Below are 19,950 nucleotides of genomic sequence, written 5' to 3'. Positions count from 1 at the left end.
CCCGGTTCGTTGATTCCGGGCATCTTCCGGCACAGTATGTAGGTGCCTGTCAGCAGAAGCTTCCCCGATCCCGGTTCCGGGCGCAGCAGGCAGGCCCGCCGGCTGATTCCGGGCCTGGCTGCCGCTGCAGCAGCCCTGGCGGCTGCCTTCTCCATCCACTGGCTGGTGCCGCAGCTCCCGGCAATGACGCTGGCCGTGGTGCTCGGCGTCCTGGCCGCCAACCTTCCCGGGTCCGGTGCCTGGACCGCCGGGCGTGCACGGCCCGGACTCGACTTCGCCGGCAAGCACCTGATGCGGGCCGGGATCGTGCTGCTGGGCCTGAAGGTGGGCATCGGCGACGTCCTGGGGCTGGGGTGGCAGTCCCTCCTCCTGATCACCGCCGTGGTGGCGGCCAGCTTCGGCGGGACGTACCTGATCTCGCGGCTGTTCAGGCTGTCGCCGGTGACGTCGCTGCTGGTGGCCACGGGGTTTTCCATCTGCGGCGCCTCAGCCATCGGGGCCATGGCCGCGGTGCGGCGCATCCGGCACGTGGACACCGTCCTCCCGGTGGCCCTGGTGACGCTGTGCGGGACGCTCGCCATCGGCGTCCTGCCCCTGCTGGTTCATCCGCTGCAACTCAGCGCGGAAGTGTTCGGTGCCTGGACCGGAGCGTCGGTACACGATGTGGGGCAGGTGGTGGCCACCGCGCAGACCGCGGGAACCGCGGCCCTGGGCATCGCCGTCGTCGTTAAGCTGACCAGGGTCCTCCTGCTCGCCCCGGTGGCCGCCCTCGCGGGGGCACATCACCGGATCTCCCTCCGCCCGTCCGGGACCGACGCCGGCCTGCCGCCCGTGGTGCCCCTGTTCGTCCTCGGTTTCGTGGCGATGGTGGGGCTGAGGTCCACCGGCTGGCTGCCCGGCGGGGCACTTGAGGCAGGTGCCGTGCTGCAGGACATCCTGCTGGGCGCCGCCCTGTTCGGGCTGGGGTCCGCCGTGCGGATCCGCACGCTCCTGCTGACCGGAGGGCGTGCGCTGGGGGCGGCCCTGGCCTCCTGGCTGCTGATCGCCGTACTGGGGCTGGCCGCGGCCCTGCTGATCGTGGGCTAGCCGGCCGTCCACGGCGCGCAGGGCGGGATCCGCAGCGTGATTAGATAGCGGAGTGTCACATGAGAATCTGCAGCGCGATGAAGCCGCCGGCCGCTCGGCCCTGATCACCACTGCCAGCTACGACGTGTCCCTGGACGTCCGCACGGCCGCTGACCCGGACACCCCCGGCTACGCCACCCGCAGCGTCATCACGTTCACCGCCGCGGAAGCCGGAACGTCGACATTCCTGGACTTCATCGGCAGCAGTGTCCACAGCGTCCAGCTCAACGGCAAGGGCCTGGACGTCGCGGAGGTGGTGGACGGGGCACGGATCCGGCTGGACAACCTGCAGCACGAGAACCAGGTGACGGTCACCGCCACCGCGCTCTACAGCCGTTCCGGCGAGGGCATGCACCGCTTCGTTGACCCCGCCGACGGCCGGACCTACCTCTACACCCAGTACGAGCCCGCCGATGCGCGCAGGGTGTTCGCCAATTTTGAACAACCGGACCTGAAGGCCGCATACACTTTCCACGTCACGGCGCCCGCGGACTGGCAGGTTGCCTCCAACGGCGCGGAAACTGCCCGGACGGCGCTTACCAGCGACCCCGCCGCGGCACGGTGGGATTTCGCCACAACGCTTCCCATGTCCACCTACATCACCACGGTCCTGGCCGGCCCCTACTCAAAGGCGGAGGACCGCTGGCAGGCAACGCTCGACGACGGCACGCAGCTTGACGTCCCGCTGGCCCTCTACTGCCGGGCCTCCATGGCGGACTCCTTTGACACCGCAGAACTGTTCCGGCTGACGAAGCGCGGGCTGGACTTCTTCAACCGGCTGTTCGACGTCCCGTATCCCTGGGGCAAGTACGACCAGGCCTTCGTGCCGGAATACAACCTGGGCGCCATGGAGAACCCGGGCCTGGTCACGTTCACGGAAAGCTACGTCTTCACCTCCCGGGCCACAGACGCGCAGTACCAGGGTCGTGCCAACACGCTGATGCACGAGATGGCGCACATGTGGTTCGGGGACCTGGTGACCATGCAGTGGTGGGACGACCTCTGGCTCAAGGAATCCTTCGCCGACTACATGGGCACCCTCGCCGTGGACCGCGCCACCGACTGGGACACCGCCTGGGTGAACTTCGCCAACAAGCGCAAGGCCTGGGCCTATGTGCAGGACCAGCTGCCCACCACGCACCCCATCGTCGCGGACATCCCGGACCTGGAAGCAGCCAAGCAGAACTTCGACGGCATCACCTATGCCAAGGGCGCCTCCGTCCTCAAGCAACTGGTGGCGTACGTGGGCTTTGACGCGTTCATTGCCGGGTCCCGGGAATACTTCAGGAAACACGCCTACGGGAACACCACGCTGGCGGATCTCCTCGAATCACTCAGTGCAGCCTCCGGACGGGACCTCTCGGAGTGGGCCCGCGCCTGGCTGCAGACCTCGAGCATGTCCACCCTGGCCTTGGAGACGACGCCTGCCGACGGCGGCGCCCTGGCTTCCGCCGTCGTGGTGCAGGAGGCCGTGGACCCGGTGACGGGCCGCCAGGAACTGCGCCCGCACCGCCTGCGCATCGGATCCTACGACTTGAACGCGGCCGGCGCCCTGGTCAGGGGTGACAGCGAAGAACTGGATGTGACCGGGAACCGGACCGATGTGCCAGGCCTTGCCGGCCGACCGCGGCCGGCCCTCCTGCTGGTCAACGATGACGACCTTACCTACGCGAAGGTCAGGCTCGACCCTGCGTCGGAGGCAACAGTGCTGGCGTCACTGGACAGGATCGCAGACCCCATGGCCAGGGCCCTGTGCTGGACCGCGCTCTGGAACTCTGCCCGGGACGGCGACGCACCGGCAGGACGCTACGTATCCGCAGTGGCAGCATTCGGGCCGTCCGAAACCGGCATCGGCGTCCTGCTGAACATCCTCGAGAACGCGTGCACCGCCGTCGAACGCTATACGCACGCCGCGCAAAGGCCGGAGGTACGTGCCTCCTTCCTGGCTGCCGTGTCCGCCGAACTGAAGCGCGCAGCGCCGGGCTCGGACCAGCAGCTGGCGTGGGCACGCACCCTGGGGACGCTCAGCCGGCATGACCGCTCCGCCTTGCCACTGCTGAAGGGGCTGCTGGACGGCTCCGCCGCTGTTGCCGGACTAGCGGTCGACGCCGAGCTCCGCTGGCACTTCTGGCACGCCCTGGCGGCCAACGGCCAGGCGACCGACGCCGAGCTGGATGCCGAGCTGGCACGGGACACCACTGCCTCCGGCCGGGCAGGCCATGCCACCGCTGCCGCGGCCAGGCCGGACACGGAAGTGAAGGCAGCCGCGTGGGCCGCGGCGGTCCAGGGATCGTCACTGTCCAACCAATTGCTGACCGCCACCATCAGCGGCTTCACCACGGCGCCGGCGGAGCTCCTGGAACCGTTCGTGGAGCCTTATTTCGAGTGCCTCCGGGACGTGTGGGACGTCCGGAGCATCGAGATCGCCAGCCGGATCGTGCGGGGCCTCTACCCGGCCGGCCAGGACCTGGCGGACGGGATGGACCCTGCCGGCCACCCGGTGCTGCGGCGGACGGACGAATGGCTTGAAGCCAATGCCGGGGCGCCCGGGGCCCTGCGCAGGATCATAGTGGAACAGCGGGACCACCTGCTGCGGGCACTGACGGCACAGGCCGCCGTCGTGGATTCCCCCACCCCGGTCCCGCCCGCGCACTGACGGCGGCGCTCGATGCGCCGGGACAGTCCCTGCGAAGCCAGCCCGCCTGTCAGCGCATCAGGGAACCCGGTGCAGCCACTCCTCGGTGCCGAATTTGGCGGCGGCGCGGTCCCGGGCGGAGGCGAGCTCGGCGTCCGTCAGCCGTGAAGGGGTTGCACCGTAGCGGCCGGTGAACACGTCCATCATGGCGCCGATAATGTCAGTGCGGGCCATTCCGGTCTGGCGGCGCAGCGGGTCGACGCGCTTCTTGGCGCTGCGCGTGCCCTTGTCCGAGAGCTTTTCCTTGCCGATGCGCAGGACCTCAACCATTTTGTCCGCGTCGATGTCGTAGCTCATGGTCACATGGTGCAGCATCCCGCCGCTGGCAAGCCGCTTCTGTGCGGCCCCGCCAATCTTGCCCTGGTCCGTGGCGATGTCGTTGAGCGGGACGTAAAAGGCGCTCACGCCGATCTTTTCCAGGGCGGCCATCACCCAGGAATCGAGGAAGGGGTAGGAGTCGGCGAAGCTGAGGCCGTCCACGAGCGTCTGCGGCACGTACAGCGAGTAGGTGATGCAGTTGCCGGCTTCCATGAACATCGCCCCGCCGCCGCTGATGCGCCGGACCACCTTGATGCCGTGCCGGGCCACGCCGTCGGGATCCACCTCGTTGCGGACCGACTGGAAGCTGCCGATGACCACGGAGGGTTCCTGCCAGTCCCAGAAACGCAGGGTGGGGTTGCGCCGGCCGGCACCCACTTCCTCGGTGAGGACCTCGTCGAGGGCAACGTTGATCTCCGTGGGCAGCACGCTGGGGCCGATGACATCCCATTGGTGGTCGGCCCAGGAGGTGGCCTTGGCCAAGGCACGCCGGACGGTGACGGCCACGGCGTCGGCGGAGAATCCGAACAGGACGGCACGCTCGGGCAGGGCGGCAGCGACGGCGGCCGCCAGGTCCGCTGCCGGGGTGGTGTCCGGGAGGCCGGTCAGTGCCCGGTTGATGTCGACGAGCGCCTCGTCGGGTTCGAGGAAGAAGTCGCCGCTGATGGAGACGTCGGCCAGCACGCCGTCCGCAACGCGGAGGTCTGCGACCACGAGCTTGCCACCCGGGACCTTGTATTCGCCGTGCCGGCGTCCGTTGGCTGCAGCGTGGTGGCCGGGGTGCGTTTGCTCGCTCATGTGTTCCATCCTGCCGTACGGTGTGCCACTGCCGCCAACGCAAGGAAAGCCCGCACCGTGGACGGTGCGGGCTTTCCCGGAAAGAACTGCGGCGAAGGAATTACTTCTTGGCGCCGAAGCCCTTGAAGCGTGCGTTGAAGCGCTCCACGCGGCCGGCGGAGTCCATGATGCGCTGCTTGCCCGTGTAGAACGGGTGGGACTCAGAGGAGATTTCGACGTCGATGACCGGGTAGGTGTTGCCGTCTTCCCACTCGATGGTCTTCGAGGAAGACACGGTGGACTTGGTCAGGAACTTGGTGCCGGAGGCGAGGTCGTTGAAAACGACGGCTTCGTACTTCGGGTGGATATCAGACTTCATAATGGGACCTTTGTTCACGCAGCTGGATTTTGCCAGTTGCCAGGTATGAATGGGATGGCCGGATTCTGAATCTCTGGACTGTGCCGAAAAGCATCAGGAGGGCCAGCAGTCAATCATAGCGGACATCCGGTGCTCCCGCGAACTGCGCGGGTGCCCTCAGCCGCAGGTCAGTCCCGTGCCCGGAGCTCCCAGAACGCCACCGCCGAGGCCGCTGCCACGTTCAGCGAGTCCACGCCGTTGCGCATGGGGATTTTGACGGCGAGGTCGACGGCGGCCAGCGTCTCCGCGCTCATGCCGGCGCCTTCGGTGCCGAGCACCAGGGCAAGCCTGTCCGGGTTGGCAGCGGCGACGGCGTCCACGTCCATGGCGTCGTCCGTCAGTTCGAGGGCCGCGACCGTGAAGCCGTGGTCCTTCAGGACCGCCAGGTCCCCCGGCCAGCTCTCCAGCCGCGCCCACGGCACCTGGAAGACCGTGCCCATGCTGACGCGGACGCTGCGCCGGTACAGCGGGTCGCCGCAGCGGGGAGAGACCAGGACGGCGTCGATGTCCAGCGCCGCGGCAGACCGGAAGATCGCCCCCACGTTGGTGTGGTCCACGATGTCCTCGAGGACCGCCACCCGCCGGGCGCCCGCCAGGAGCTCCGGCAACGGCACGGGGTCGGGGCGCTCCATGGCTGCCATGGCGCCCCGATGAAGGTGGAAGCCCGTGATTTCCTCGAGGAGTGCGGCTTTGCCGATGAAGACCGGGACATCAGGGTAGGCCTGGAAGACGTCCTCGAGGTCCGCCAGCCACTTCTCCGCGAGGAAGAACGAACGCGGCTGGTGGCCGGCAGCGAGGGCGCGCCTCAGGACCCGGGAGGACTCCGCAATGTACATCCCCTCGCGCGGTTCGCGGAGCTTGCGGAGGTGGACGTCGGTCAGCGTGGTGTAGTCGCTGACGCGCGGGTCGTTGGCGGTTTCGAGGTAGTGGAAAGTCACCGGGCGATTATTTCAGCAGGTTGGCGACCATCACGACGAGGGCCACCATACCCAGGGTGAAGATCACGCCGCGGAGGACTTTCGGGGAAAGCTTCCGCCCCACCCTGGCGCCAACGAGTCCGCCGATGGTGGAGCTCACGGCGATCAGGAGGACAACCAGCCAGTTGATCCGATCGAAGGCGAACAGCAGGTAGGAGATGGCAGCCACCATGTTGACGCCCAGGACCAGGATGTTCTTCATGGCGTTGGCGTTCTGCATGGTGCCGCTGAGGAACACTCCGAGGATGCCCACCAGGAGGATGCCCTGGGCGGCCACGAAATACCCGCCGTACACGCCAGCAAGATAAACGAGCACCACCAGCAGCACGCCGTGGCTGCGGTCCCGGACGGCGTGCTCCGGGTTCTGTTCACGGGTCCGCACCCAGGACTGCAGTTTCGGCTGGAACATCACCATGAGCAGGGCAAGGACCAGCAGGACGGGTGCTACGTAGTGGAAAACCTTCTCCGGCAGGTGCAGGAGAAGCCAGGCGCCGGTGATGCCGCCCAGCAGGGACGCAGGGAGCAGCTTCAGGAGTTGGCGCCCGCGTCCGGCGAGTTCGCGGCGGTAACCCCACGCTCCGGCGGCGGTGCCGGCCACCAGGCCCATGGCGTTGCTCATGGACGCGACAACGGGTGTGATGCCCAGCGCGATGAGGACAGGGAAGGTCACCAGTGTTCCGGAGCCGACCACCGCGTTGATGGTGCCGGCCCACAGGCCGGCGAAAAAGACCAGGATGCTGCTAAGGATCTCCACAGGAAGTATTCAGCCCTGCCCTTAGCGGCGGGCGGTGGCGGCGTAGCGGCCACCACTCTCCGTGACGTCCAAGGCCAGCCCGAACGTCTCGCTGAGGTGCTCATCGGTGAGGACCTCGGTGATGGGACCGGCGGCAACTACCCCGCCGTCGCGGAGCAGCATGGCATGGGTGAAGCCCGGAGGCACTTCCTCAAGGTGGTGGGTGACCAGGACCATGGCTGGCGCTGCTTCATCCTGGGCGAGCTGGCCGAGCTTGTGGACCAGCTCTTCGCGGCCACCGAGGTCCAGGCCGGCGGCCGGTTCGTCCAGCAGCAGCAGTTCGGGGTCGGTCATGAGGGCCCGGGCGATCTGCACGCGCTTGCGTTCGCCTTCGGAGAGTGTGGCGAAGGTCCGGTTGAGCAGCGGGCCCATCCCCCAGTCGTTCAGGAGGCGGAAGGCGCGGCGTTCGTCGTCGCGCTCGTAACCCTCGCGCCAGCGGCCGGTGACGCCGTAAGCAGCGGTAACCACCACGTTGAGGACGTTCTCGTGTTCGGGAATCTGGGTGGCCAGCGCTGCCGATGACAGCCCGATGCGGGGACGCAGTTCAAACACGTCCGTCCGGCCCAGGATCTCGTCGAGGATACCGGCCTTGCCGCTGCTGGGGTGCAGGCGGGCAGCTGCGATCTGGAGGAGGGTGGTCTTGCCGGCACCGTTGGGGCCGAGGATGACCCAGCGTTCGCCTTCGTTGACCTGCCAGTCGACCTTGTCCAGCAGGGTCTTTTTACCGCGGACAACGCTGACGGAGTCCAATTCCAGAACATCACTCATAGGAATAGACACTAGGACAAAAAAGTGGCCGACTGATAACCGGGCGTAAGGGTCCTCCGGGCGGCCGTCGGCCCCGCTGTTCCGGGGCCGGGGCGGCGCAATGAATTCCGGAGCGGCTGCCGGCGCTGGATAAGATTGCAGGCATGACTTCGAACGTGACTGCGGTCAGCTATGGCCAAAATCTGACGGCGACCGGACTGGAGCAGCTGCACGCCGTCCTGGCGGCGCATGGGGCGGCCGTGGGCACCGTCTCCCGTGGCGGCGACGACCGGTTCCAGGTGCACACCGCTGACCTGGAATTGGCGGACGCCACTGCGGCGGGACTGGCAGCCCTCCGCGGCGCGGTGGCCGGGTCCGCCATAGCCGGCATGGACACCGCACTGGTGCCCGCCGGCCTGCGTGCAGCAGGGCGGAAACTGCTGATCATGGACGTGGACTCCACCCTGATCCAGCAGGAAGTCATCGAACTGCTGGCAGCCTATGCCGGCAAGCGCGACGAAGTTGCTGCGGTGACTGAGGCGGCCATGCGCGGCGAACTGGATTTCGCCCAGAGCCTGCACGCCCGGGTGGCGGTGCTCGCGGGTCTGCCGGCCGACGTCGTCCATTCCGTCCGTGACGAAGTGAAGCTCAGCGAAGGTGCCGCTGAGCTCGTGGCGGCATTCAAGGCGGCAGGGCACCGCGTTGCCGTGGTTTCGGGCGGATTCAACCAGATCCTGGAGCCGATCGCTGCGGACCTGGGCCTGGACTACTGGCAGGCGAACGAGCTGGAGATTGTCGACGGCGCCCTGACCGGCAAGGTGCTGGGCGCGGCGGTGGACCGGGCTGCCAAGGAGAAGTACCTCCGCGAATGGTCCGCGGCTGAAGGAATCGCGCTGGAACACACCATCGCGGTGGGCGACGGCGCCAACGACCTCGATATGCTCGGCGCGGCAGGCATAGGGGTGGCGTTCAACGCCAAGCCTGCCGTGCGCGCCGTGGCCGATGCCGCCATCAACATGCCCTACCTTGACGCGGTCCGGCATATCGCCGGAGTCTGAACGCGTACAGGATCTGCAACGAAACGACAGATGCCCGGCGCCTGAGGCGCCGGGCATCTGTTTTCCTGCCGGTTGAAGTTACTGGCCGCTCTTGCCGAAGTAGTCGGCGCCGCCGGCGTACTCGGTGTGTCCGGATTCGACGTCGGCGGTGACCATCCCAGCCACCACCTGGGCAAACTCCTCCACGGAGTAGAGCTTGCCGGCCTCGGCGCGGCGGGCTTCGATGGCGCCCGGCGTCGAACGGTCCAGCAGCGTGGCGGTGACGGTGCCCTCGATCATGTCGCCGGACACCACCACCAGGCTGATGCCCTTCTCCGCGAGGTTGGGGATGAGGTCCCGCAGGGCGTCCTCGCCGGCGCGCTTGCTGCGGGCCACCGGCTCGTAGGCGGGCATGGTGGGAACGGTGTTGATGAAGTGCGCCTGGTGGCTGGTGACGAAGACGACGCGGGAGCCTTCCTTCATCAGCGGAACGGCGGCGTTGAGCATGTTCACCTGGGCATCGCGGTTGAGTTTGAGGGCGTAATCCTCCCCCATGCCGGTTTCCATGCCGCCGGAGGCGTTCAGGACCAGGATGTCCAGGGAACCGAAGTTTTCCATGGCGGCGGACGCCAGTGCCTGCACGCCCTCCTGGGTGGTGAGGTCCGCGCCGACGGCCACGGCGCGGCCGCCCTCTGCCTCGATGCCCTGCACCACTTTGTTGGCGCGCGGCGCTTTCTGCCGGTAGTTGACCACGACGGCGGCGCCCTCGCCTGCGAGGATCTTCGCCACGTCAGCGCCGATTCCGCGCGATGATCCGGTGACGATTGCTGTCTTGTTGTCCAGCTGTCCCATAGGGGCTCCTTTGTTTGAAACGTCTAAAGTGAAGCGGCTCTGCAGTCCATCATGCCAGCGCACGCCGGCGATTCCTTTGTCCGGGTTCCACAAAGAAGGCCGGGACCGGCTGGTTGCCGCAACTTGATGCGGGCAGCGTCAGTGCCCCATGCCCAAGCCGCCGTCCACGGGGATCACGGCGCCGGAAATGTAGGCTGCCTCGTCGCTGGCGATCCAGCGGACCACGTTGGCCACCTCATCGGCTTCAGCGAAGCGGCCGGCCGGGATGCTCGCCAGGTAGTCCTTCTGGGTGGCTTCGGGCAGCTCGGCCGTCATGTCGGTGTTGATGAAGCCGGGGGCCACCACGTTGGCGGTGATGCCGCGGGATCCCAGCTCGCGCGTCAGGGACCGGGCAATGCCCACCAGGCCGGCCTTGGACGCGGAGTAGTTGATCTGGCCCGGCGCGCCGTAAAGGCCGGATACGGAGGAAATGAGGACCACGCGCCCCTTGCGCAGGCGGATCATGCCCTTGGAGGCGCGCTTGATCACGCGGAACGCGCCGGTGAGGTTGGTGTCCAGGACGGAGGTGAAGTCGTCTTCGCTCATCCGCAGCAACAGGGTGTCCTTGGTGATGCCGGCGTTGGCCACCAGGACTTCCACCGGGCCGTGTGCCGCTTCAACTTCCTTGAAGGCCGCGTCCACGGAAGCCTCGTCCGTGACGTCCGCCTTGACTCCCAGGATCCCTTCCGGCAGTTCCGTTTCGCTGCGGTAGGTGACCGCCACCTTGTCCCCGTTGGCCAGGAACGCCTTGGCGATGGCCAGGCCGATGCCGCGGTTGCCGCCGGTGACAAGGACGCTGCGGGAGGTGGTGGCTGCTTCAGTCATGGAGGGGCTCCGTGATTCTGCGGCGCGCTGCACCGCGGTAGGAAGGTGGAATTTGGCTGCCTCCGATCTTAGCGCCCGGCTCCGCCCGGGTTTGGGCGCCACTGCCGATGGTGAGAGAATTGATCCAAGCCTTTGGAGCGTGATAAATCACCGTGACCCTTGAAAACCACGCTGGACGTTCCGCGCCCGAAGAACCGGGACGGTTCTCCGGCGACACGGAAGTCCACAGCATCACCGAAGCCGCGGAAGCCCATTCCGAGGATATGCGCCGGCGCATGGTCAAGTACGCGCTGGCCATGGGTATCCGCATGGTGTGCCTGGTGCTGATTTTCGTGCTGGACGGCTGGTTCAAGATCATTGCGGTGGCCGGTGCTGTGTTCCTGCCGTGGATTGCGGTGGTGATCGCCAACGGCAGCGACATGGCCGAGGGGCACAGCGACGCCCTCCTGGACTCCGCTCCGCTGGCGGAACTGGAGGCGCCCGCCCCGCCGTCCGCCAATGATGAGCACGGCCACGAGGTCCTGCAGGGCGAACTGATTGACGACGAGGACCCGGACACCGGACAGGAGCGGCAGGTACCGTGAACATCTTTGACTTCGCCGCCGGAAGCAGCCCGGACATTGACGCGGCGGCCATTTGTTCCCGGAAGGCCTGCCGCGCGGGAGCGTCCTGGCAGCTGCTGTGGAACAACCCGAAGATCCACACCCCGGAGCGCCGCAAGTCCTGGCTGGCCTGCGACGACCACCGCGGCTGGTTGGAGGACTACCTTCAGACCCGCGGGCTGTGGAAGGAAACGCTGCCCCTCCTGCCGGACCATGCAGCGGGCCCCCTGGAGCAGGACAACTGAATGTACCGTTTCCTCTTTTCCAGCAAGTGGCTGGGCTATCTCCTGCTGGCCGTGATCTTCGCCACCGCCTGCGTGTTCCTGGGCCGCTGGCAGATGGACCGCCGCGCTGAGACCCTCGCCGAAATCAACCGGGTGGTGAGCAATTATTCCGCCACGCCCATCCCCTTCTCCGCAGCCCGGGACCAGTTCACCCGGCTGGACCCCGCCAAAGAGTGGACGCAGGTGGAACTCAAGGGCACCTACGACGTGGACGGCCAGCGTATTGTCCGCAACCGGCCGCTGAACGGGCAGCCGGGTTACGAGGTGGTAGTGCCGTTCAGGCTAGCCTCGGGCGGGACGGTGATCATCGACCGCGGCTGGCTGCCGATCGGCAACAAGAACCCCGGAAGTCCGGACTCCGTTCCGGCGCCCCCGGCCGGCGAGGTCACCGCGGTGGTCCGGTTGAAGCACCCCGAACCGGAACTCCAGCGCGGCGCACCGCAGGGGCAGCTGGCGTCCATCGACCTGAACGCCTACGGTGCCCAGCTGGGATATCCCATCCTTACCGGAGCCTACGGCCAGCTGGCATCTGAAACCCCGCCGGCCGCCGACATGCCGGTGGCCTTTCCCAAGCCCTCCACGGAAGAAGGCACGCACCTGTCCTACTCCCTGCAGTGGTTTGCCTTCGGTGTGCTGATGTTCGTGGGATTCGGCTACGCGGCCCGGCAGCAGGCCCGCAACGCGGCCATTGACGCCGAGGACGATGACGCGGCGGAACCCGGCGGAACCGTCCACGCGGCGGTGAGCTCCCGCCGTCGTCCGCCACCTCCGCGGAAGCGGAAGAAGGCGACGTCCGAGGAAGAGGAAGACGCGCTGCTGGACGCGCAGGGGTACTGACGTGACAACGTCCGACGGCGGCCCGGTCACCCGGGTGCGTACTGTGCTGGTCGCCTCAGGGGTGGGCGACACGATCCGGACCTTTCCCGCCGGTGTGCCCACTGCCGCGGCGGCGGCCGGGGCGCTCGGCTGTGACGTCGCGGCCATCACCAACAGCCTGGTGTTCAACCTCGGCGGAGCTCCCCTGCTGATCCTCGCCAGCGGCGCGGCAAGGGTGGACACCGCCCTCGTGGCTGACCGCCTGGGCGAGGGACGGATCCGCCGCGCTGCCCCGGATTTCGTCCTGGAGCACACGGGACAAGGGGTGGGCGGTGTGGCGCCGGTGGGCCACCCGCGCCGCATCAGGACGCTTTTGGACGCGTCCCTCCGGTCCCAGGACCTGCTGTGGGCAGGAGCCGGAGACCACTACTCAATGTTCAGCATCACCTACCAGGACCTGCACAGGATTACCGGGGCCGAGGAAATGCCGGTCCGCTGACATAACCGTCAGGCGGGGGCATCACCGGTGGCCACCAGGAATCTTGCGGAGAAATATTCCATGCGGGAGTGCCTGGAACTACTGCGGCAATCAACAAAAGCCCGGAAAGAGGACTCAACAACGACTTATGCCCGTGGACTTTGGGGTCTTCCCGGCACCAAGGCAGAATCAAATAATGAGTTCAGAAATTCCTGTCGCCATCCGGGCCTCTGCCTCCTGGAGACGGCGGCGATGGCTGAAGAGCCGTTACCGCAGCATCAGCTATGACGCACGCTTCGCTGACTGGCGCGAGGAGTACGGCGTGAATTTGGACTCCGTACTCCAAGGTGCACGGTTCCCCGCCGACTACTGGGCGACCCGACAGGGGGCTCGCTCGGCTTGCCCCGAGGAGGGCACCGGCCTGTGGGTTGATTATCCCTACGGGCGGCCGCTCTAAGCGGCAGCACGATTCGGTGGCCCCAATAAAGCCGGCATGCGTGCATCGGGCAAATGTAGGTCCGGGTAGGCCCTCTGAGTCTCAAGGTCACCAGGGAGTGCCGCGAAGATCAATGTCGCCGTCCGGCCATTCACTCGCATCGCGAATGGACGAGCAAATGAGCGTGGGCCCGTCATGGGACACGATGATTGTTGTCTGGTCCGCGTTGGACAGGCACCGCTCCGTGGCCTGCACCTGAACCCACCCCGCAGACCCGTAGAAGGGGACCACCTCTTTCCGGCAGCCGAGGTATCCGAAGTCCACCCCGGCTTCATCGCGCATCGCCCGTTGGGCGTGGCGCATCGCGCGGACGCCGAGGCCCGTACCGCGAAAGCATTGATCAACCAGCACTCCTCCGGTCCCGGCCACCAGTACGTCATCGGTTCCCACCGATATCGCACGGCGCTGGAAGCCTACATGGCCCGCCAGGACTCCGCCCTGAAACGCCAGCACATGGAAATCGGCCGGCGAATAACCGTACGGGGCATCCGGAGTCCACGGGCCATAATCGCGCAGGTACTCCCGGTTGAACAGCTGCTCCAGGGCGGCAAGATCCCTCGTGCTGAGCTCATCATGCTGCCGCAGCGCCAGAACTTCATCCACCCGTTCGATCATAGGCCTTCCAGTTGACCCGGCCCGTGAGGCGCCGCAGACGGCCTGGCCGGTATCCGGCGTCGGGCCGTCCAACCCTTCGTCACGCCAGGGTGATCAGGTCCAGGTAGTCCTCGTTCCAGTGGTCCTCGACGCCGTCCGGCAGCAGCACCACTCGCTCCGGGTTCAGAGCCTCGACGGCCCCCTCGTCGTGGCTGACCAGAACGACGGCGCCGGTGTAGTTCCTGAGCGCACCCAGGATTTCGGCGCGGCTGGCGGGGTCCAGGTTGTTGGTGGGCTCGTCCAGCAGCAGGACGTTGGCGCTGGAGGCCACGATGGTGGCGAGGGCCAGGCGGGTCTTCTCACCGCCGGACAGGACGCCTGCCGGCTTGTCGACGTCGTCACCCGAGAACAGGAACGAGCCCAGGATGCCGCGGACCTCGGCGTCCTTCATGTCCGGTGCGGACGAGCGCATGTTTTCGAGCACTGTGCGGTCGTGGTCGAGGGTTTCGTGCTCCTGGGCGTAGTAGCCCACCTTAAGCCCGTGCCCGGGAACGATGTCGCCGGTGTCCGGCCTGTCCACGCCCGCGAGCATGCGCAGCAGCGTCGTCTTGCCGGCGCCGTTGAGGCCCAGGATGACCACTTTGGACCCGCGGTCGATCGCCAGGTCCACATCCGTGAAGATCTCCAGGGACCCGTAGGACTTGCTGAGGCCTTCAGCGGTGAGCGGGGTCTTGCCGCAGGGTGAGGGCTCCGGGAAGCGCAGTGCCGCCACGCGGTCCTGCTCGCGCACGGCTTCCAGGCCGCTGAGCAACCGTTCGGCGCGCTTGGCCATGTTCTGCGCCGCCACGGCCTTGGTGGCCTTGGCCCGCATCTTGTTGGCCTGGTCCATGAGCACCTGGGCCTTTTTCTCGGCGTTGGCGCGTTCACGCTTGCGTGCCCGCTCGTCCGTTTCGCGCTGCTGGAGGTACCGCTTCCAGCCCATGTTGTAGAAATCGATCTGTGCCCGGTTCGCGTCAAGGTGGTAAACCTTGTTGACCGTGGCCTCCAGCAGCTCCACGTCGTGGCTGATGACAATCAGGCCGCCCTGGTGGCTTTTGAGGAAGTCCCGCAGCCAGGAGATGGAATCGGCGTCCAGGTGGTTGGTCGGCTCGTCGAGCAGCATGGTTTCGGCGCCCGAGTAAAGGATCCGCGCCAGTTCCACACGGCGTCGCTGGCCACCGGAGAGCGTCTTCAACGGCTGGTTGAGGATGCGGTCCGGCAGCGCCAGGTTCGACGAAATCGCCGCCGCCTCCGCTTCGGCCGCGTAGCCGCCGCCGGCAAGGAATTCGGCTTCGAGCCGGTCGTACTTGGCCATGGCCTTGCGCTGGACGTCGGCGTCGTCGCTCGCCATGTCCGCCTGCGCCTTGCGGAGCTTTCCGACGACGACATCCAGGCCGCGTGCCGACAGGATCCGGTCACGTGCAAGCTGTTCCATGTCCGGAGTGCGGGGATCCTGGGGCAGGTAGCCGATCTCGCCGCTCCGGGTCACCTTCCCGGCAGCTGGAAGGCCTTCACCGGCGAGGACACGGGTGAGTGTCGTCTTGCCCGCCCCGTTGCGGCCCACCAGCCCGATCTTGTCCCCCTTGTCGATGCGGAAGCTCACCTGGTCCATCAGGAGGCGGGCGCCGGCACGCAGTTCAAGATCCTGGACAGTAATCACAGCAGGTAGAGCCTTTCACAGCAGGGATGTGCCGCCGGCGCACCACGTCTGTGGCGGTCCGGGGCATGTATGGCCGGAGAACGGCCCAGACAAGTCTACCGTCCGGGGCAACCGCAGGCGGCCGGGTTCCGGCGCCGCCCGGCCCTAGAAGGCATAGCGGACCCGGCAGTAAGGCGTGACGTCCTCGATCAGGGCCATCAGCTGCCGGACGTAGCGGCCTTTGCTTCCCGCCCGGTACCGGACATTGCTGAAGCCGTTGGAGGAGGTCTTGGCCTCCTGCAGGTCAGGACGCCAGAGCACAGCTTCGGCCTGCGGGTGCCAGCCGAGATTAACCCGGTGAAGCCCTTCGTTGTGGGTCAGGAAGATCACTTCCGCGGCAAGCTGCGCCTTGGCTGCGGGGCTCAGGGTATCGTCGACCTGCCGCAGCAGCGCACGCCAGTCATCGAGCCAGGTCTCCGTGATGATGACCGGAGAGAAGTTGACGTGGACCTCGTATCCGGCGTCGACAAAGTCGTTGATGGCGGCCAGCCGTTCGGCCACCGGCGATGTCCTGACATCGACTGATTTCGCCAGGTGGGCCGGCATCAGCGAGAAACGGATCCGGGTGTGGCCGCCATGGTTCCAGGCCAGCATGTCCCGGTTGACGTACTTGGTGGCAAAGGACAGCTTGGCGGCAGGCAGTTCGCGGAAAAGCCCCACAAGGTCCTCCACGTTGTCGCTGATCAGCGCGTCAACGGAGCAGTCGCTGTTTTCGCCGATGTCGTAGACCCACAGTTCCGGATCGCACTGGTTGGGCTCGAGCTTGATGCCCTGCCGGGTGGCGTGCCGTTCGAGGGCCGCGGCGATCTGGTCGATGTTGGCAAACACGGTGACCGGGTTGCTGTATCCCTTGTGGCGGGGGACGTAACAGTAGGCGCATGCCATGGCGCACCCGTTGGCCGTGGAGGGGGCGATGAAGTCGGCGGAGCGGCCGTTGGGTTTGACGGTCAGTGACTTCTTGACGCCGAGGACCAGCGCCTCGGTCTTGATCCGGGACCAGCGGGGCACGTTCGTTTCATCGCCGTGCAGTTCAGGAATGTTCCAGTGGTTCTCCACCGGCACGACGTCGGCGTCGGGCCACCGCCCGACGATCTCCCGGCCGCGCGGCAATTCCAGCGCTTCCGGCTGGGCGAAGATCCGCCGGATCTGCAGGAGCCGGTTGAATTCCATGCGCCCATTCTTCCCGGATCCGGCGTCCCCCGTGCCCCATTAAGCCGAGGGCACAGGCGGACACGTCCGCGGTCCTTGCCTTGGAGCAGCAGCATGTGGATAGGTAGGAACAGCGCCTGGTTCCAGGACCAACCCCATGGATGAGGAAGAAAGACGGATGACTGAGACGACCACAGCAGAGCGTGCACAGGAATTGAAGTCCCTCCACGAAGCCCCAGGGATCCTCCGGGTGGTGAACGTCTGGGACGCGGTGAGTGCCACCACTGTCGCGGGACTGCCCGAAACGAAGGCCATCGCAACGGCGGGGCACTCGATTGCGGCAGCGCTGGGCTACGCCGACGGGACCATGCCGCTGGACGTGGCGCTGGAAGGGGCCAGGAGAATCGTCGACGCCGTTGACCTGCCCGTCACCGCGGACCTGGACGACGGCTACGCGGACCCGGCCGAAACAATCCGCAGGGCCATCGGCCTCGGCATCGTGGGAGCCAACGTCGAGGACAGGCTGCGGCCCTTTGACGAAGCGGTTGCGCGGGTGCAGGCGATCGTGACGGCCGCGGATACGGAGGGCGTGCCCTTCCAGCTGAACGCCCGCACGGATGCCATCGTGCGCGCCGGGGACCGGCCGATCAAGGAGAGCCTCAGCGACGCCGTTGCCCGCGGCCGGGCGTTCCTGGACGCCGGTGCCGCCCTGGTGTTTGTCCCCGGCGCCCTCACGGAAGAGACCATTGATCCCCTCGTTGAGGGCCTCGGTTGGGGGAAGCTGTCGGTCATCGGTGCCCCGGGCGCACTGCCCGCGGAGCGGCTCCAGGAGCTGGGCGTCGCCCGGGTTTCCTATGGACCGTTCACCCAGCGGGTGGCGCTGAGGGCACTGCGGGACCTTGCCACCGATCTTTATGGTTCCGGTGTGATTCCGGAAGACACCCCCGCGCTGAACTGAGCAGGAACCCTGGCATCTCCGGGCCCGGTGCGGCCCGGAGATGCCCTGCCGGAGTTTGTTGCCGCCATACCAGCCCACCGTGCCCCGGTTGGTGGAACCCCTACAAAATGGAGCCGGTTCCGTCCCAGTAACGTCGGCTGTACATTGGATTTCGCTTGTACAACCCCGACAGGACCGCCATGAGCAACACTGAAACCGCCCGCACGGGCCTCTCCCCCGCACGCCGCCGCTGGAACGCCACAGACCTGGGCCTTATCGGCGTGTTTGCCGCGTTGGTGGCCGGCGCCGCCCTGGTGCCCGGGCTTGCCGTCAACGGGTTCGGAGTTCCCATCACGTTCCAGACGCTCGCCGTCATGCTCACCGGCCTGGTCCTGGGGCCCGGGAGGGGCTTCGCCGCGGTGGGTCTCTATACCCTCCTGGGGCTGGCCGGCCTGCCCATCTTCAGCCAGGGCCGCAGCGGCCTGGGCATCCTGGCCGGACCGTCCGCAGGCTACCTCATCGCCTTCCCCATCGCCGCAGCCCTCGTGGGCTGGCTGGCCACGGTGATCATCAAGCGCACCGCCAAGGCACGCGCGCTGTGGCTGTTCCTCGCCGCCACTGTCACCAGCATCGTCGTTGTCCACACCCTCGGCGTGGCGGGCATCGCCCTGAATACCAAGTCCACCATCGGCCAGGCCTTCGTGAGCGACCTGGTGTTCTACCCCGGTGACATCGTCAAGAACGTCCTCGCCGCCGGCATCGCTGTCGCCCTGCACCGCGCTTTCCCGGACATCCTGGTGCGCCGGGTCCGCCGCAGCACCGCGGTTCCGGCCGGATCCTAGGTCCGGACGCCATGCCAATCGTCGCTTTCGACCAGGTCACCGTCGCCGTGGAGACGGACCAGTCCCCCGGGTCCAAGGTCCTCCTGGACGGCATCGACCTGCGGCTGGCGGAAGACCGCATCGGCGTCATCGGCGCCAACGGGTCAGGTAAGTCCACGCTGCTGCGCCTGGTCAACGGACTCCTCCAGCCCACCACGGGCACAGTCACGGTCGACGGCGACAGCACCGTCAGTGCCGTACGCCGGGTCCGGCGGAACGTGGGTTTCGTCTTCACCGACCCTCTGTCACAGCTGGTCATGCCGACCGGCCGGGAGGACGTTGAGCTGTCACTCCGCCGCTCCGTGCGGAACGGGCATGAGCGCCGGGAGAAGGCGGAGGCAGCCCTGCAGCGCCTGGGCCTGCTGCCGCTGGCAGACCAGAGCATCTATGAGCTCTCCGGCGGGGAGCGCCAGCTCATGGCCCTCGCCGCCGTCCTGGCGGTCAATCCGTCGGTCCTGGTCCTCGACGAGCCGTCCACGCTCCTTGACCTGCGCAACCGGGAACTGCTGCGCCGTACCCTGGCGGGACTGGAGCAGCAGATCATCATGTCCACCCACGATCTCGACCTTGCCCTGGACATGGACCGTGTCCTGGTGGTTGAGGGCGGCTCCGTGGTGTTCGATGGTTCCCCGGCCGCGGCCGTGGCCGCCTACCGTGCCCTCTGCCTGGCCGGCCCCCCTGCCTTCCCTTCACCGTCTTCCCCCGGCACTGTCCGGCAGCCGGGGGCGTCGTGAGGGGCCACGGCTTCCTGCTGGCCAACTACGTTCCCGGCAACTCGCTGATCCACCGGACGCCGCTGGCGGTGAAGTTCCTGCTGGTCTTCGCCAGCGGCCTGGCGTCCTTCCTGATTTCGGACTGGCGGGTGTCGGTTGCGGTGCTGGCCGGGTTGTGCGGGCTCTTCCTGGCCAGCGGCGCCGGGTCCCGGAGGCTGGTCCGCGCCTTCCGGCCGCTGGCCCCCGTGCTGCTAGTGATCGGCGCGTTCCAGTGGTGGCAACTGGGCGGGGCAACAGCGGCCAGGATTGTGCTGAACATCCTGGTCTGCGTCCTGGCTGCCTCGCTGCTGACTGCCACCACGCCGGTGCAGCGGCTCCTGGATGGGGTGGTCAAGGCCGCCGGGCCGTTCACACGCCTTGGCGCCGATCCGGAGCGCTTCGCCTTGACCATCGGGATCATGCTCCGCAGCATCCCGTACATCGCCGGAACCTTTGCCGACGTCCGCGACTCTGCCCGGGCCCGCGGGTTGGACCGGAACCCCCGTGCCCTCGTCCTGCCCGTCTTCATCACTTCGGTGGCCTACGCCCGGCAGACCGGGGAAGCGCTCGCTGCCCGCGGGCTCGGCGAGGCCGGTGACCAGGAGCCCGACGACGACTGA

21 protein-coding genes are annotated in these 19,950 nt (G+C 67.3%); 11 read left to right on the top strand and 10 right to left on the bottom strand.

The window, feature by feature from the left end:
• Window positions 1-42 precede the first annotated feature (42 nt).
• Both AS031_RS06445 and pepN read left to right on the top strand, forming a co-directional pair.
• On the top strand, window positions 43-1,086 hold the full coding sequence (locus tag AS031_RS06445; RefSeq protein ID WP_058267302.1) for a YeiH family protein: 1,044 nt from the start codon (window positions 43-45) through the stop codon (window positions 1,084-1,086).
• A gap of 52 nt (window positions 1,087-1,138) precedes the next feature.
• Window positions 1,139-3,781 (top strand): aminopeptidase N, encoded by a 2,643-nt coding sequence (gene pepN, locus AS031_RS06440; protein ID WP_058267301.1) that lies wholly within the window; start codon window positions 1,139-1,141, stop codon window positions 3,779-3,781.
• A 57-nt stretch (window positions 3,782-3,838) separates the two neighbouring features.
• Here pepN and AS031_RS06435 read toward each other — a convergent pair whose 3' ends face one another.
• From AS031_RS06435 to AS031_RS06415, 5 genes are all read right to left on the bottom strand, one after another.
• Complete coding sequence (locus AS031_RS06435; protein ID WP_058267300.1) at window positions 3,839-4,936, bottom strand: lipoate-protein ligase LplAB; 1,098 nt, start codon at window positions 4,934-4,936, stop codon at window positions 3,839-3,841.
• A gap of 100 nt (window positions 4,937-5,036) precedes the next feature.
• Window positions 5,037-5,294, bottom strand: a complete 258-nt coding sequence (locus AS031_RS06430) for a type B 50S ribosomal protein L31 (protein WP_058267299.1) — start codon at window positions 5,292-5,294, stop codon at window positions 5,037-5,039.
• Window positions 5,295-5,461: 167 nt separating this feature from the next.
• Window positions 5,462-6,271, bottom strand: coding sequence for a TrmH family RNA methyltransferase (locus AS031_RS06425; RefSeq protein ID WP_058267298.1), 810 nt, complete (start codon window positions 6,269-6,271; stop codon window positions 5,462-5,464).
• A 7-nt stretch (window positions 6,272-6,278) separates the two neighbouring features.
• Window positions 6,279-7,064 (bottom strand): sulfite exporter TauE/SafE family protein, encoded by a 786-nt coding sequence (locus tag AS031_RS06420; protein ID WP_058267297.1) that lies wholly within the window; start codon window positions 7,062-7,064, stop codon window positions 6,279-6,281.
• 21 nt (window positions 7,065-7,085) lie between these two features.
• The gene (locus tag AS031_RS06415) at window positions 7,086-7,871 is read right to left on the bottom strand and encodes an ABC transporter ATP-binding protein (RefSeq protein WP_058267296.1); all 786 of its coding nucleotides are present in this window, start codon (window positions 7,869-7,871) and stop codon (window positions 7,086-7,088) included.
• A 143-nt stretch (window positions 7,872-8,014) separates the two neighbouring features.
• On the opposite strand from AS031_RS06415, the gene serB reads away from it, so the two are divergent.
• A complete protein-coding gene (serB, locus tag AS031_RS06410; RefSeq protein WP_058267295.1) occupies window positions 8,015-8,908 on the top strand; it encodes a phosphoserine phosphatase SerB in 894 nt (297 codons plus the stop codon).
• Window positions 8,909-8,986: 78 nt separating this feature from the next.
• Here the strand turns inward: serB and AS031_RS06405 are convergent, their stop codons facing one another.
• Together AS031_RS06405 and AS031_RS06400 are read right to left on the bottom strand one after the other, a co-directional pair.
• Window positions 8,987-9,739 (bottom strand): SDR family oxidoreductase, encoded by a 753-nt coding sequence (locus AS031_RS06405; protein WP_058267294.1) that lies wholly within the window; start codon window positions 9,737-9,739, stop codon window positions 8,987-8,989.
• 138 nt (window positions 9,740-9,877) lie between these two features.
• Window positions 9,878-10,603, bottom strand: coding sequence for a beta-ketoacyl-ACP reductase (locus tag AS031_RS06400; RefSeq protein WP_058267293.1), 726 nt, complete (start codon window positions 10,601-10,603; stop codon window positions 9,878-9,880).
• Window positions 10,604-10,755: 152 nt separating this feature from the next.
• Between AS031_RS06400 and AS031_RS06395 the strand changes: the two genes are divergently transcribed.
• Genes AS031_RS06395 through AS031_RS06380 form a run of 4 tightly spaced genes read left to right on the top strand, consistent with a single transcriptional unit; the run spans window position 10,756 to window position 12,804 of the window.
• Window positions 10,756-11,187, top strand: coding sequence for a DUF3099 domain-containing protein (locus AS031_RS06395; RefSeq protein WP_058267292.1), 432 nt, complete (start codon window positions 10,756-10,758; stop codon window positions 11,185-11,187).
• Window positions 11,184-11,450 carry a hypothetical protein gene (locus AS031_RS06390; RefSeq protein ID WP_058267291.1) on the top strand — a complete coding sequence of 89 codons (267 nt, stop codon included), beginning with the start codon at window positions 11,184-11,186 and terminating at the stop codon, window positions 11,448-11,450. The genes AS031_RS06395 and AS031_RS06390 overlap by 4 nt, the downstream gene beginning before the upstream one ends.
• Complete coding sequence (locus AS031_RS06385; RefSeq protein WP_058267290.1) at window positions 11,451-12,326, top strand: SURF1 family cytochrome oxidase biogenesis protein; 876 nt, start codon at window positions 11,451-11,453, stop codon at window positions 12,324-12,326.
• A gap of 1 nt (window position 12,327) precedes the next feature.
• A complete protein-coding gene (locus AS031_RS06380; protein WP_058267289.1) occupies window positions 12,328-12,804 on the top strand; it encodes a YbaK/EbsC family protein in 477 nt (158 codons plus the stop codon).
• Between the two features lie 523 nt (window positions 12,805-13,327).
• On the opposite strand, the gene AS031_RS06375 is transcribed toward AS031_RS06380, so the two are convergent.
• The 3 genes from AS031_RS06375 to AS031_RS06365 form a co-directional block, all read right to left on the bottom strand.
• The gene (locus tag AS031_RS06375; protein WP_058267288.1) at window positions 13,328-13,894 is read right to left on the bottom strand and encodes a GNAT family N-acetyltransferase; all 567 of its coding nucleotides are present in this window, start codon (window positions 13,892-13,894) and stop codon (window positions 13,328-13,330) included.
• A gap of 79 nt (window positions 13,895-13,973) precedes the next feature.
• Window positions 13,974-15,572: an ABC-F family ATP-binding cassette domain-containing protein gene (locus AS031_RS06370; RefSeq protein WP_058267287.1), complete on the bottom strand. Its 1,599-nt coding sequence runs from the start codon at window positions 15,570-15,572 to the stop codon at window positions 13,974-13,976.
• A 144-nt stretch (window positions 15,573-15,716) separates the two neighbouring features.
• The gene (locus tag AS031_RS06365) at window positions 15,717-16,781 is read right to left on the bottom strand and encodes a spore photoproduct lyase family protein (protein ID WP_058267286.1); all 1,065 of its coding nucleotides are present in this window, start codon (window positions 16,779-16,781) and stop codon (window positions 15,717-15,719) included.
• A gap of 157 nt (window positions 16,782-16,938) precedes the next feature.
• On the opposite strand from AS031_RS06365, the gene AS031_RS06360 reads away from it, so the two are divergent.
• From AS031_RS06360 to AS031_RS06345, 4 genes are all read left to right on the top strand, one after another.
• A complete protein-coding gene (locus tag AS031_RS06360; protein ID WP_058267285.1) occupies window positions 16,939-17,718 on the top strand; it encodes an isocitrate lyase/PEP mutase family protein in 780 nt (259 codons plus the stop codon).
• A gap of 179 nt (window positions 17,719-17,897) precedes the next feature.
• A complete protein-coding gene (locus AS031_RS06355) occupies window positions 17,898-18,539 on the top strand; it encodes a biotin transporter BioY (RefSeq protein ID WP_058267610.1) in 642 nt (213 codons plus the stop codon).
• A gap of 11 nt (window positions 18,540-18,550) precedes the next feature.
• The gene (locus AS031_RS06350; protein WP_058267284.1) at window positions 18,551-19,312 is read left to right on the top strand and encodes an energy-coupling factor ABC transporter ATP-binding protein; all 762 of its coding nucleotides are present in this window, start codon (window positions 18,551-18,553) and stop codon (window positions 19,310-19,312) included.
• Entirely contained in the window at window positions 19,309-19,950 is a 642-nt protein-coding gene (locus AS031_RS06345; RefSeq protein WP_058267283.1) for an energy-coupling factor transporter transmembrane component T family protein, read from the top strand. Before AS031_RS06350 ends, AS031_RS06345 begins: the two co-directional genes overlap by 4 nt.

Origin of the sequence: Pseudarthrobacter enclensis (assembly GCF_001457025.1) — a bacterium.
In the GTDB taxonomy this organism is placed as follows: Bacteria; Actinomycetota; Actinomycetes; order Actinomycetales; family Micrococcaceae; genus Arthrobacter; species Arthrobacter enclensis.
This window is presented reverse-complemented; position numbering and strand designations above follow the sequence as displayed.

Bases quoted from the DNA above. Each gene is read 5' to 3' on its own strand.
- AS031_RS06365 (WP_058267286.1), bottom strand. From the start codon at position 16,781: ATGGAATTCAACCGGCTCCTGCAGATCCGGCGGATCTTCGCCCAGCCG.
- AS031_RS06415 (WP_058267296.1), bottom strand. From the start codon at position 7,871: ATGAGTGATGTTCTGGAATTGGACTCCGTCAGCGTTGTCCGCGGTAAA.
- AS031_RS06405 (WP_058267294.1), bottom strand. From the start codon at position 9,739: ATGGGACAGCTGGACAACAAGACAGCAATCGTCACCGGATCATCGCGC.
- AS031_RS06385 (WP_058267290.1), top strand. From the start codon at position 11,451: ATGTACCGTTTCCTCTTTTCCAGCAAGTGGCTGGGCTATCTCCTGCTG.
- AS031_RS06360 (WP_058267285.1), top strand. From the start codon at position 16,939: ATGACTGAGACGACCACAGCAGAGCGTGCACAGGAATTGAAGTCCCTC.
- AS031_RS06375 (WP_058267288.1), bottom strand. From the start codon at position 13,894: ATGATCGAACGGGTGGATGAAGTTCTGGCGCTGCGGCAGCATGATGAG.
- AS031_RS06435 (WP_058267300.1), bottom strand. From the start codon at position 4,936: ATGAGCGAGCAAACGCACCCCGGCCACCACGCTGCAGCCAACGGACGC.
- AS031_RS06430 (WP_058267299.1), bottom strand. From the start codon at position 5,294: ATGAAGTCTGATATCCACCCGAAGTACGAAGCCGTCGTTTTCAACGAC.
- AS031_RS06400 (WP_058267293.1), bottom strand. From the start codon at position 10,603: ATGACTGAAGCAGCCACCACCTCCCGCAGCGTCCTTGTCACCGGCGGC.
- AS031_RS06355 (WP_058267610.1), top strand. From the start codon at position 17,898: ATGAGCAACACTGAAACCGCCCGCACGGGCCTCTCCCCCGCACGCCGC.
- serB (WP_058267295.1), top strand. From the start codon at position 8,015: ATGACTTCGAACGTGACTGCGGTCAGCTATGGCCAAAATCTGACGGCG.
- AS031_RS06350 (WP_058267284.1), top strand. From the start codon at position 18,551: ATGCCAATCGTCGCTTTCGACCAGGTCACCGTCGCCGTGGAGACGGAC.